Source organism: Peribacillus acanthi, assembly GCF_003073175.1.
Taxonomy (GTDB): domain Bacteria; phylum Bacillota; class Bacilli; order Bacillales; family DSM-1321; genus Bacillus_BN; species Bacillus_BN acanthi.
Map to the genome: position 1 here is coordinate 48,577 of NZ_QBBX01000014.1, position 12,947 is coordinate 61,523.

Consider the following 12,947-nt stretch of genomic DNA (forward strand, 5'->3'; position numbering starts at 1 on the left):
TCCTCTCGATGTCTTTTGTCGACAATCTGAGTCATCTCAATTTTCTATTTTGAGGTGACTTTTTTATTTATGAACCTCGTTAAAGAAGAATTTTAATTTTTTCGCGATTATATGAAGAATAGTAAGGCTTATACTCAGTTCTAATTCGACAAGATGGTCATAAAACACGATAAGTTGGCCGTAAAAATGAAAAAGTTGGTCGTAACATCGTTAAAGTTGGCCGTAAAAATAAAAAAGTTGGCCATTAAATCGTTAGTGTTGTTATTCGTAAATAGCTGATGCATGGCGTTTACTGACTTCCCATGGGGGAATGGATAAAAAGACTTCTCCGAACAAAAAATAGGAGTGTTAAGATCGGAGGGTGCTATGGTTAAAAGATATGTAAGCTTCATCCTAGTATATTTTCTATTTTTCACCCATAACGTGGAGAGTTCTTCTTTATACGAAGGAACTACACTATTAAAAGGTCAATCAGATAGAAAGGTGGCATATCTGACATTTGATGATGGGCCATCCTTAAATACCGTGCCTATACTTGATATTTTGGATCAGGAAGGAATCAAGGCTACCTTTTTTGTTATGGGACATGAATCTGACTATGCAATCAATGGGTATAAGGAAATAATTAAAAGAGGTCATGTTGTTGCATTGCACACTTATTCACATGACTTTACGAAGATTTATCGTTCATCTAGTCACTATTTTGAAGACCTACGTAGATTAGAAGATTTTCTTTGGGAAAACTTTAAGGTCCAATCCAAAATTGTTAGGTTTCCAGGCGGGTCGAAAAATATTTCAAGCCGTCAATATGGTCCTTCGAATATTATGAGTGTGTTAGCGAGTGAGTTAGAAAAGAAGGGTTATCGATATTATGACTGGAATGTTGACTCAAAGGATGGAATCAGTCCAACCATTTCTGAATACACTATTCTCTCCTCTGTATTAAGAGGTGCTGCAGGAAAGCAATCTGCAGTGATTTTGTTGCATGATATTAATGACATGAAGAACACGGTCAGAGTTCTTCCAAAAATGATCGCAGCATTAAAGGAACAGGGATTTGAGTTTGACGTTATTACAGAAGAAATGGATCAAATGAGGTTTTAGTCAGATAGTATTTCTATTAGGAATTCCGAGTTGGCAGTACTAGAGGTCATGAAAATTCTAAAAACATTATGTATGACCGTATTTTGATATTAGTGTGAAACATCTATCATTAACATGGTAGGTGTTTTTTACTTTGTTGGGAATGATTAAATGTATAACGACCTATATGATTATTTCCTAATCTAATTTGAGAAGGGGGTATAATTTGAAATCAACAATTGACCATTTATTATCCTTGAATTGCTTGGGGGATTAATTGGATAATGTGGAATTGTCGAATTAGGTAAGAAAATTCGAAAAAAAAATGAAAAAAATTGTCGATATTTTGAACAAGAGCTTAAAATCATGGTAATATAGTTTTGGAAGCGGTTTATCCTTTGAATTTTAGAACAATTATTTAATTGAATTACTATTGTTAAATAATTTAAAATTATCTGTTAATTAATTACTGTTTAGGGTACGTAAACAGTAAAGGATATTCGTATCCAACATATCAATTTCTGTTGGGGGTTTAATCATGACCAACTTTCATAATAGCAACCCATGGAAGAGTTTTACTGGTCCAAACTTGGCATATGCGCAAGAGCAATATGACATTTTTGTCAGTTCACCTGAATTAGTCGATGAAGAAATGAGAAAATTCTTTGAACAATGGGGTGCCCCAGAATTCGAAGAAGAATTTGCAAGCAACAATACGTCTGGAACTATGCAAAGTGCTCCAAACAGTCCTGCCGTGATGAAAAAGATCATGTCAGCCATGAAATTGGCTGAACATATTAGGGCTTATGGTCATTTGGCGGCTAAAATTTATCCGTTAAACAAAGAGGCTGCTGAGCCAGAACTATTAACATTAGAAAAATATGAATTAACAGAACAAGATTTACGCACTATTCCTGCATCACTTATTTGCCAAGATGCACCTTCTAATGTGAAGGATGGATTTGAAGCAATCAAGTATTTAAAGGAAATGTATACAAAAACCATCGCTTTTGAATTCCATCATGTTCATGATTTGAAAGAAAAAGAATGGTTAAATAGCATGGTTGAATCTGGGAAAATGTTCCCGAATTTAACCGAGGAAAATAAAAAGAACTTGTTAAAAAGATTGACAGAAGTTGAAGGGTTTGAAAAATTCCTACATAAAACTTTCGTAGGACAGAAACGATTCTCTGTTGAAGGTTTAGATACTTTGATTCCTATTTTAGACGAATTGATTTCGGAGTCTGTACAGCATGGAACGAAGACAGTAAACATTGCAATGGCTCACCGCGGGCGTTTAAACGTTCTTGCCCATGTATTAGGTAAACCATATGAAATGATATTCTCTGAATTCCAACATGCCCCAAACAAGGATTTAGTTCCTTCAGAAGGTTCAACAGGTATAAACTATGGTTGGAGCGGTGACGTTAAGTACCACTTAGGTGGAGACCGTCAGATTAAAGAAGAAAATACCGTAAAAGCAAGACTGACTTTAGCGAACAATCCAAGTCACTTGGAGTATGTTGGAGCTGTAGTTGAAGGATATACTCGTGCTGCACAAGATGATCGCAGTGAAACGGGCTATCCTGTTCAAGATTTCACAAAATCCCTTGCTATCATCATTCATGGTGATGCTGCGTTCCCAGGTGAAGGAATAGTGGCTGAGACACTAAACTTAAGTAGATTACGTGGATATCAAACAGGTGGTACAGTCCATATAATTGCAAATAATATGATTGGATTCACTACTGAAAGTGAAGATTCACGTTCTACTAAGTATTCAAGTGACTTAGCAAAAGGATATGAAGTTCCAATCGTTCACGTTAATGCTGATGATCCAGAAGCATGCTTAGCTGCAGCTTACTTGGCTGTACTTTACCGTAAGGAATTCAATAAAGATTTCTTAATTGATTTACTAGGCTATCGTCGATTTGGCCATAATGAAATGGACGAGCCATTAGTGACACAGCCATTGATGTATTCATTAATTCATAAACATCCTACAGTCAAAGAGCTTTATGCAGAATCTCTAGCGAATAATGGTGTTGTTTCTAAAGAACAATTCAACACTATTGAAACTGAAGTTGGAACGAAGCTTGCAGAAGCCTATAGCAAGGTAGCTGATAAAAAGGCAGAGATTTCTATTTTAATCGATCCGCCTGAAACAGTTGAACATGGCATTCCAAAGCTTAAAACGGCTGTAAGCCTGGATGAGCTTAAAGAAATCAATGACGGATTATTGAAATGGCCAGAAGGGTTCAACGTATTTAAGAAACTTGAAAAAATCCTTTCTCGCAGATTAGATGCATTTAAGGAAAATGGAAAAGTTGATTGGGCTCAAGCAGAAACGTTGGCTTTTGCTTCCATTTTGAAGGATGGAACTCCAATTCGTTTAACAGGACAAGATTCAGAGCGCGGTACATTTGCTCATAGACATATTGTATTGAATGATCATGTTACAGGAAAGAAGCATTCTCCATTACACACATTACCAACTTCAAAGGCTTCTTTTGCAGTGCATAACAGTCCATTAACTGAAAGTGCTGTATTGGCATTTGAATACGGTTATAATGTGTTTTCTCCAGAAACATTGGTTTTATGGGAAGCACAGTACGGAGATTTTGCTAACGTTGCACAAGTTATCTTTGATCAATTCATTTCAGCAGGCCGTGCGAAATGGGGTCAAAAGTCTGGCTTAGTAATGCTTTTACCTCACGGTTACGAAGGACAAGGCCCAGAACATTCCAGTGCAAGATTGGAAAGATACTTGCAATTAGCGGCAGAGAATAACTGGACAGTTGCTTATTTATCATCTGCGGCTCAATATTTCCATATTCTACGTAGACAAGCTGCTGTATTGAAAATGGAAGAAGTTCGCCCACTAGTGTTAATGACACCAAAGAGCTTGCTTCGTAACAACCTGACTGCATCTTTACCAGAAGAACTTAGTGAAGGTGAATTCAAGCCATTTATTGAAGAAAAAGGATTTGGCCAAAATAAAGAGTCAGTAGAGCGTGTAGTATTTAGTACTGGTAAAATGGCTATAGACTTAAGTGAAAAGTCTACATCAGAGAATGAAACTGACTGGGTACATCTTGTACGTCTTGAAGAAATTTATCCTTTCCCATTCCAGGAAATTCAAGACTTGCTTCATACCTTCCCTAACTTGAAGGAAGTAGCATGGGTACAAGAGGAGCCTAAGAATATGGGAGCATGGAATTTTGTTGAACCTCGTTTCTCTGCAGCTGTGCCGAAAGGTGTTAACGTAAGTTACATCGGAAGAAAAAGAAGATCCAGTCCAGCAGAGGGAGATCCATTGGTTCATAAAATTGAACAGGCTCGCATCTTGACTGAAGCATTTACAAGAACTACAAATTAATAGACTCACTTATAGACATGTAAAGGGGAGACCATCATGGCCGAGATATTAGTACCTGAATTAGCAGAATCCATTTCCGAAGGAACCATTGCTCAATGGTTAAAAAAACCAGGTGAATTCGTAGAAAAAGGCGATTACATCGCTGAACTAGAAACTGACAAAGTAAATGTTGAAATCATTTCTGAACATAGCGGTGTTATTTCTGAATTATTAAAAGAAGAAGGCGACACTGTAGCAGTCGGCGAAGCAATCGCAATCGTAAGTGAAGGTGGAGAAGCTCCTACACCAGTAGCAACACCTAACGCGTCTGAACCTGTTGCTTCTTCTGCAGAAACGGATCAGGTTAAACAAGGAGAAAAAGAAGCACTTCAACAAGCAGCTTCTGCAGCTCCTCAAGAGGATTCAAAAGGAATAAATAGACCAATCGCATCTCCAGCTGCTAGAAAGCTTGCAAGAGAAAAAGGCATTGATCTTAACGATGTCGCTGCACGTGATCCTCTTGGTCGCATTCGCAGAGACGATGTAGAAACTGCTGGACAAGCACCAGTTAGCAAACCAGCAACCGCTCCAGCTGCACCAAAAGCAGAAAAGCCTGCAGAGAAAAAATCTGCTGCTGAGCAATTCACTAAGCCAGTTGAAGTAGTAAAAATGTCACGTCGTCGTCAAACAATCGCGAAAAGATTGGTAGACGTTCAACACACTGCTGCAATGTTAACTACTTTCAATGAAGTAGACATGACTGCAATCATGGAACTTCGTAATCGTAGAAAAGATGCGTTCCTTAAGAGCAATGATGTCAAGCTTGGCTTCATGTCATTCTTTACGAAAGCTGTTATTGGCGCATTAAAGAAATACCCATTGTTGAATGCAGAAATTCAAGGTGATGAATTAATCATCAAGAAATTCTATGACATCGGTATTGCAGTTTCAGCTGATGAAGGCTTAGTTGTACCGGTTGTAAAAGATGCTGACAAACTTGGTTTTGCAGGCATCGAAAAAGCAATAGGCGATTTAGCTTCAAAGGCTAGAAACAATAAATTAGCTATTTCTGATTTAACTGGTGGAACATTCACAATTACAAATGGTGGTACTTTCGGTTCTCTAATGTCCACTCCAATTTTGAATGCACCTCAAGTTGGTATTCTAGGAATGCACAAAACTCAATTGCGTCCGGTTGCAATTGATGCAGAAAGAATGGAAAACCGACCAATGATGTACATTGCTCTTTCTTATGACCACCGTATTGTCGATGGTAAAGAGGCAGTTGGCTTCCTAGTGAAAGTGAAGGAACTTCTTGAAGATCCTGAGCAACTTTTACTGGAAGGATAATACCTTTAAAATAAGTGTTTAGTGCTCTATAAATAGGGATCGGATTATTAATTCAATAAAAAACCCTTGTGGATGTAAATTTTCCACAAGGGTTTTTAGCTTTTATTGAAATGTTATTTTGATATATTATAGAATTTTTAGAGGGGATTTCTTGTTCTAATTTAATCAATGACTCCATTTTATTTCCTAGTAAGTATTGACGAAGGCAATTGAACTTTTTTAAAATGCAAAAAAGAAATTAAATCAGGTGGAAGTTACAATTAGAATTTCAATACCAAATTTCGTTATTTCTTTTTCTATGATGAAAACTACAATTTTTATTTAGAACATGTTTGAGAGGGCACCATTCAAGTGGAGTTCAGTAATGAAAAATGTGGTAAAATTATCTAGGTGTTATTTTTGAATACGAAATCTCGAATAAAGAGAGGAAGGGGTTTATATTAAATCGGTTATTCTATTGTTGGTCATTTCTTTAGTTTCAAGTACCTTATATGGATGTTCCATTATTACAAATCAAGATAAACAAAAAATTATTAAAATAGCTACCCAAACACCATTAACAGGTGGTAGTGCTGAAATGGGCCAAGCGATTAGAATGGGTGCACAATTAGCGCTTGACCAAAATAAAAGCAAGTTTGAAAAATTAGGTTATAAAATAGAACTCGTTGTTTATGACGATCAAAGTAATCCTAAAAAAGGTGTAGCTAATGCCAAGCTCATTGGGAATGATTCCAAAATATATGCTGTTGTCGGTCATTTAAATTCTGATGTAGCTATTCCATCTTCTGAAGTGTATGAAAAATATCATGTAGCAATGGTATCTCCCGCAAATACGGTGGTGGAAGTAACAGAGCGAGGCTTTCAAACCGTCAATAGAATTGTTGGGCGAGATGATTTACAAGGATTTGCAGCTGGTGCATTCGCAGTAGAAAGGTTAAGTGCCAAGAAAATCTTTATACTTCACGAAGAGTCATTGTATGGAGAAGGCCTTGCTAAGGCATTTCAAACTATAACCCAACATGCAGGTGCGAAAATTGTAAACTTCATAGAAATTCCAAAAAATAAAAAAGATTTTAAGGAAGAATTACAACTGATTATAGATTCAAATCCAGATCTTATTTATTTTGGGGGATTTTACTCCCAAGGTGGCCTTATAATTAAACAAGCACGAGAAAAGGGCATCAAGACTCCTTTTATGGGAGGTGATGGTTTGGATTCATCAGCTTTGGTGGAAATGACTAAAGAGGCAGTTAAAGATACTTATTTGACCTCTATTGCAGGTGATCTTACCATTAACGATTTAGGGAAAAAATTTCAAAAAGATTATCATGATGCATTTGGAATCATCCCAGATTCGGTATCTGTGAATGGCTATGATGCAATGCGAGTAATTCTAAATGGGATAGAAGAAGCTATTAAAAGTAATGAAAACAAGCTTCCAACAAGAGAACAGGTTATGCATTCAATTAGAAACACAAAGGATTTTGAAGGGGTATTAACCAAAGTGAGTTTTGATCATAAAGGTGATAATAAGTATGCTTCCTTTTATATGTATCATTTCAAAGAGGCGAAGTATCCACCTGAATTAATAGAAGAAGTTAACTATAAACAATAATGACTTTTTAAAATCGTTTCTACTACTTTATGAAACGGTTATTTTTTTTATATACCAACAAACATTAAAGCTTAAATTGAACATTCAATTGTCCTCTAAGTAATGAATTACGAATTTCTTCACTAGCAATTGGAATATCCTTCTTTTTCATGTTATTTCTAATCTCATTTGTAAACACACCATCTTCTATTTGATTGGCAATCTCTATTAATAGCTCCACATCTGAAAAAGAATATTTTCGAAAACCTTTTTCAGATCTCTCAGGGTAAATTAATTTTCTATGTTCATAATATCGAATTTGACGTTCAGATAACCCAGTTAGTTCACTGACTGTACCAATAGAAATAACTTTTTTGTCTTTATAAGTACGATCATGATTCATTTGGTTCCTCCATAAATGAAATTAATAATATTCATATCATTATATTCCTCCATAAAGTATATTAATCCTCCTTTGATGTAAGGTTTTTTTACAATCCATTATTCATCATCCCAAAATCGCTTTCCAAATGTTACCTATTAAAAAAAGTGTGTAAGACTATCTGACATAGTTGATGACCTAAGTAATCAGAAAATTTATACTAATTAAAATAGTTTAACTATTGCAGGAGAGAATACCTACAATAGTTAGGATACTATTAGCTATTATTCTACAGAAAATAGGGGAGGGTCATGATGAGATTTAAAAAACCATTTTCACTATTGTTAGCTGGAAGCTTGGCAGTAGGGCTCCTAGCGGGCTGCTCATCAAAAACAACAACAGGAGAAGGCAGTGAAGGGAAAAAGAATGTAATTGAAATTGCAACTCAAACTCCGCTATCAGGTGGAAGTGCAACACTAGGTGAAGCAATTAAATTAGGTGCTCAATTAGCGCTCGAAGAACAGAAGGACAAATTCAAAGAGCTTGGTTTTGATTTGAAGCTTGTTCCTTATGATGACCAAGGCGATCCTAAAAAAGGGGTAGCAAATGCCCAATTGATAGGTTCTGAGAAAGACATTATTGCTATAGTTGGCCACTTGAATTCAGGTGTTGCCATTCCATCATCTGAAGTATATGAAAAGTACAAGATTGCAATGGTATCTCCAGCTAATACTGCTGTAGATGTAACTGAAAGAGGTTTAAAGACAGTCAACCGTATTGTTGGTCGTGATGATTCTCAAGGACCTGCTGGTGCTGAATATGCTGTGAATACATTAGGCGCTAAGAAAATCTTTGTAATCCAAGACAAAACTGCATATGGATCAGGTTTGGCAGATGCATTCAAAAATGCTGCTGAAGAAAAAGGTGCTGAGATTCTTGGATTTGAAGGGATTACTGTTGGTGAAAAAGACTTTAATGGAGTACTAAACCAAGTATTAAGTAAGAAGCCAGACTTAGTTTATTTCGGGGGATTGTATTCTGAAGGTGGATTACTTATCAAGCAGGCTCGTGAAAAAGGCATTGATATTCCATTCATGGGTGGCGATGGACTAGATTCATCTACTTTAGTTGAGATTGCTGGAGATGCTGTGAAAAACACATTCATTACATCTGTTGCTGGTGACTCTACTAAGACTGATAAAGGTAAGAAATTCTTAGAAGATTACAAAGCTAAATACAATAAGACAGCGGAATCCTACTCTGTCTACGGATATGATTCAATGGGCGTGGTTTTAAAAGGTATTGAGGATGCAATTAAAGCTAATGGTGATAAAAAGCCATCTCGTGAACAAGTGAGAGATGCTATTCGTGCAATTAAGGATTTCGAAGGTGCACTAACTAAAGTAAGCTTTGACGATAAAGGCGATAACGAATTCGCGAAGATATTCCTTTTCAAATTCACTGAAGCTTCGTACCCTGCTGTGTTTGAAGGCGAAGTTGGGGCTGAATAAACAAATTTATGGGGGAAAAGGGTATATATCTCAACGGGGAATATACCCTTTTCCACTCTATCATTGAAAGACTAGGAGGTAGCATATGCTGAACGAAATTATACAAACAATCCCGCAAGTCTTGATTGATGGTCTTACCCTAGGTACTGTCTATGCAGTTATTGCATTAGGTTACACGATGGTGTATGGGATATTGGAATTAATCAATTTTGCACATGGTGAAATTTTTATGACAGGAGCTTTTATAGGAACAGCTATTTTACTAGTTTTAACGAGTATAGGCTGGGTATCTGCAGTTCCTGCGATTATAATGCTTATAACCGTTTTGTTATTAACCGCAATCTTGACTGGATTGATCGGAATGGGAATCGAAAGGGTTGCTTATCGCCCCTTACGTAATGCACCGAAATTAATTCCATTGATTACTGCTATTGGAATATCTTTTCTGCTTCAGGACCTGGTAAGATTTATCGCTGAATTAAAAAAGGGTAACTATATCGTAACCGGTCCAAGCATGTTTACGGATCAGATCCTGATCAAGACATCGTCTATTACACAATTATTTAACGATGCCTCGATCAAGACCTCCTTTCTGATCGTATTAATAACAGCAGTAATCATGATGGTATTATTGGATATATTTGTAAACAGAACAAAGTGGGGCATGGCAATGAGAGCCGTTGCTCAAGATAGGGAAACTGCTTCCTTGATGTCTGTAAATGTAAATAAAGTTATTTCGTTAACGTTTTTTATTGGGTCAGCTCTTGGTGGTGCTACCGGTGTCCTATTCGCTGTACAATATGGGACAATCGATCCGTATATAGGGTTCATTTTAGGGTTAAAAGCTTTCACTGCTGCTGTACTTGGAGGGATTGGGAATATTCGTGGAGCAATGCTAGGAGGTCTGTTATTAGGTGTACTTGAAGTATTTGCTTCTGCAAACCTGACTTTAATGTCTGGAGGTATTTTTGGTTCTGAATACAAAGATGTTTTTGCATTTGCCATCTTAATCATTGTTCTAATCTTTAAACCTGAAGGCTTATTAGGTAAGCCAGTTGCAGAGAAAGTGTAGGTGGGACAATGAAGAATTTATGGCTTTCTTATAAAGATAACCAAAAGGTACAAGGAATTTTCTTATTGCTATTTGTTGGAGTAACTTCTCTTAGTCTCTTTCTGGCACAAAAATCCGTGACAGCTTTTTTATTGTTACTGTCATCATTGTTAATGTTGCATTTTACGAGCTTTAAAAACGGAACCAAATGGATCATTGCTGGAATCATTTTAGTATTCTTGCTTCCCTTCACAGCATCTAATGGCGAAGCATATCAATCCTATATGGAAGTAGCAACCCTCGTTGGGATATACATATCTATGGCACTTGGTTTAAATATTGTGGTAGGTATGGCTGGGCTGCTTGATCTAGGATTTGTTGCATTCTTTGCAGTTGGAGCTTACACATATGGGATATTTGCGACTGCACAGGCTTCTAATTTCATGCCATTTGGTACGTATCCGTTGTCGGGGACAAGCTTCTGGTATTTTATCATAATTGGTTGTCTTGTTGCTGCCTTATTCGGAGTGCTATTAGGTATTCCTGTACTTAGGGTTAAAGGTGATTATTTAGCGATTGTAACACTTGGTTTTGGTGAAATTATAAGAATTGTCTTTAATAACTTAGATCGCCCAGTAAATATTACAAATGGAGCAATGGGAATTCCATCTGTAACACCTCCGAATTTGTTTGGGATTGAATTCTTGTATCCAAGCCAGTTTTATTACATCGTTTTGGTGATAATGATTTTTACAATTTTTACGGTCAGAAGATTTGAGCACTCAAAACTCGGTCGCTCATGGAAAGCTGTTCGTGAGAATGAAATTGCAGCACAATCAATGGGCGTTCCGTTAGTAAAAACAAAGTTAATTGCTTTTGCTATCGGTGCTTCTTTTTCAGGGATGATGGGTGTAGTATTTGCAGCAAAACAAACATTTGTCGATCCTACAAGTTTTACCTTACTTGAATCTATTACCATACTTGTCATGGTAATTCTAGGAGGCATGGGAAGTGTACCGGGTGTTATTTTAGGGGCAGCAGTAATGACGATTCTAAACTTACAGGTCCTGACTGAATTGACCAACTGGTTAAACGAGCTTAATATGTCAGGTGCTGTTCAAATCCCTGAGGCCTTATCTCCAGCTAAAATGCAAAGATTCATATTTGGAGCTTTATTAATCATATTCGCACTTTACAGACCAAAGGGACTTTTACCTGCAAAAAACAAAGTGTTTGACGAGAAGGCTTTAAAACAAAATGACAGTATAGCCGAGGTTCCACCTTTAAATACCCAAAATCAAAAGGCGCAAGTATAGGGGGAATTGGTATGCATATTTTAGAGGTAAAAGATTTAACAAAAAAATTCGGTGGACTGACCGCAAACCAGAATATATCCATGCAGGTCAATAAAGGTTCAATCACAGCAGTTATCGGTCCGAATGGAGCTGGCAAAACTACATTTTTTAATATGATTACTGGTGTATATGAGCCTACCACAGGAGCAATTTTATTAGAAGGGCAGAAAATTAATGGGTTGAAGCCTCACGAGGTTTCAAGAAAAGGAATAGCAAGGACATTTCAAAACATCCGGTTATTTAGTGAAATGTCGGTAATCGAAAATGTACTTGTTGGAATGCATACACACCTGAAATCGGGAATTCTAGGAATCTTGCTTAACCTTCCATTTACGAGAAAGGAAGAAAGGTTAGCTGAAAAAAAGGCCTATGAATTGTTGAAATACGTTGGTCTTGAATCATTTCTTAATGAAAAAGCTTGTAATCTTAGTTATGGTGCTCAAAGAAGATTAGAGATTGCTAGGGCACTAGCTGCTGAACCAAAGGTACTTCTCCTAGATGAACCGGCAGCGGGAATGAATCCAAAAGAAACAAAAGAACTTACTGAATTAATAAAGAAAATGAAAGAGGAGTTTGATTTAACAATTGTTTTAATAGAACATGATATGAAATTAGTCATGGAAATTTCCGAGCATATTGTTGTCCTAGATCATGGGGAAAAAATAGCAGAAGGAAAGCCACAAGATATAAGAAATAACCCTAAAGTAATAGAAGCTTACTTAGGATCTGGCGCTGTTCATGCGGGTTAGGAGGACATCGATATGCAAATGTTAGAATTAAAGAATATTGAGACATACTATGGTGGAATCCAAGCACTAAAAGGGGTCACCCTTAATGTAAATAAAGGTGAAATCGTTAGTCTAATAGGGTCGAACGGTGCAGGGAAATCTACAACTTTAAAATCTATCAGTGGTCTAGCAAAGGTGCAAAAGGGATCAATACTTTTCAATGGAACAGATATTACGAATAAACCTGCGCATGAAACAACATTAAAAGGAATTGCACATGTACCTGAAGGGAGAAAAATTTTCCCGAGGTTAACAGTTCGGGAAAATTTATTGATGGGCGCTTTTTCTGTAAAACAAAAGAATGTGATTGCTGAAAGATTGGAAAGAGTTTATCAATATTTTCCTAAATTGAAAGATCGCCTAGAGCAAAAAGGTGGAACTATGAGTGGTGGAGAGCAACAAATGCTAGCCATTGGGAGAGCATTAATGATGAAGCCTGAATTACTAATGCTTGATGAACCATCTATGGGACTGG

At 36.8% G+C, this 12,947-nt stretch carries 10 protein-coding genes; 9 read left to right on the forward strand and 1 reads right to left on the reverse strand.

Features of this window, described 5'->3' with window-relative positions; genetic code table 11:
* Positions 1–366: 366 nt before the first annotated feature.
* From DBX25_RS14340 to DBX25_RS14355, 4 genes are all read left to right on the forward strand, one after another.
* Positions 367–1,104, forward strand: coding sequence for a polysaccharide deacetylase family protein (locus DBX25_RS14340; RefSeq protein ID WP_108671502.1), 738 nt, complete (start codon positions 367–369; stop codon positions 1,102–1,104).
* Between the two features lie 517 nt (positions 1,105–1,621).
* A complete protein-coding gene (sucA, locus tag DBX25_RS14345) occupies positions 1,622–4,462 on the forward strand; it encodes a 2-oxoglutarate dehydrogenase E1 component (RefSeq protein WP_108671503.1) in 2,841 nt (946 codons plus the stop codon).
* A 36-nt stretch (positions 4,463–4,498) separates the two neighbouring features.
* On the forward strand, positions 4,499–5,791 hold the full coding sequence (gene odhB / locus DBX25_RS14350; protein ID WP_108671504.1) for a 2-oxoglutarate dehydrogenase complex dihydrolipoyllysine-residue succinyltransferase: 1,293 nt from the start codon (positions 4,499–4,501) through the stop codon (positions 5,789–5,791).
* A gap of 460 nt (positions 5,792–6,251) precedes the next feature.
* On the forward strand, positions 6,252–7,406 hold the full coding sequence (locus tag DBX25_RS14355; protein ID WP_276309621.1) for a branched-chain amino acid ABC transporter substrate-binding protein: 1,155 nt from the start codon (positions 6,252–6,254) through the stop codon (positions 7,404–7,406).
* 64 nt (positions 7,407–7,470) lie between these two features.
* On the opposite strand, the gene DBX25_RS14360 is transcribed toward DBX25_RS14355, so the two are convergent.
* On the reverse strand, positions 7,471–7,788 hold the full coding sequence (locus DBX25_RS14360) for a MerR family transcriptional regulator (protein ID WP_108671506.1): 318 nt from the start codon (positions 7,786–7,788) through the stop codon (positions 7,471–7,473).
* 293 nt (positions 7,789–8,081) lie between these two features.
* On the opposite strand from DBX25_RS14360, the gene DBX25_RS14365 reads away from it, so the two are divergent.
* The 5 genes from DBX25_RS14365 to DBX25_RS14385 all read left to right on the forward strand — a co-directional run.
* Positions 8,082–9,278, forward strand: a complete 1,197-nt coding sequence (locus DBX25_RS14365; RefSeq protein ID WP_108671507.1) for a branched-chain amino acid ABC transporter substrate-binding protein — start codon at positions 8,082–8,084, stop codon at positions 9,276–9,278.
* A gap of 85 nt (positions 9,279–9,363) precedes the next feature.
* Positions 9,364–10,350 carry a branched-chain amino acid ABC transporter permease gene (locus DBX25_RS14370; RefSeq protein ID WP_108671508.1) on the forward strand — a complete coding sequence of 329 codons (987 nt, stop codon included), beginning with the start codon at positions 9,364–9,366 and terminating at the stop codon, positions 10,348–10,350.
* An 8-nt stretch (positions 10,351–10,358) separates the two neighbouring features.
* On the forward strand, positions 10,359–11,645 hold the full coding sequence (locus DBX25_RS14375; protein ID WP_108671509.1) for a branched-chain amino acid ABC transporter permease: 1,287 nt from the start codon (positions 10,359–10,361) through the stop codon (positions 11,643–11,645).
* An 11-nt stretch (positions 11,646–11,656) separates the two neighbouring features.
* Positions 11,657–12,433, forward strand: a complete 777-nt coding sequence (locus DBX25_RS14380; protein WP_108671510.1) for an ABC transporter ATP-binding protein — start codon at positions 11,657–11,659, stop codon at positions 12,431–12,433.
* A gap of 12 nt (positions 12,434–12,445) precedes the next feature.
* Positions 12,446–12,947 (forward strand): ABC transporter ATP-binding protein (locus tag DBX25_RS14385; RefSeq protein WP_240620328.1); only part of this gene is annotated, 502 nt, incomplete at its 3' end.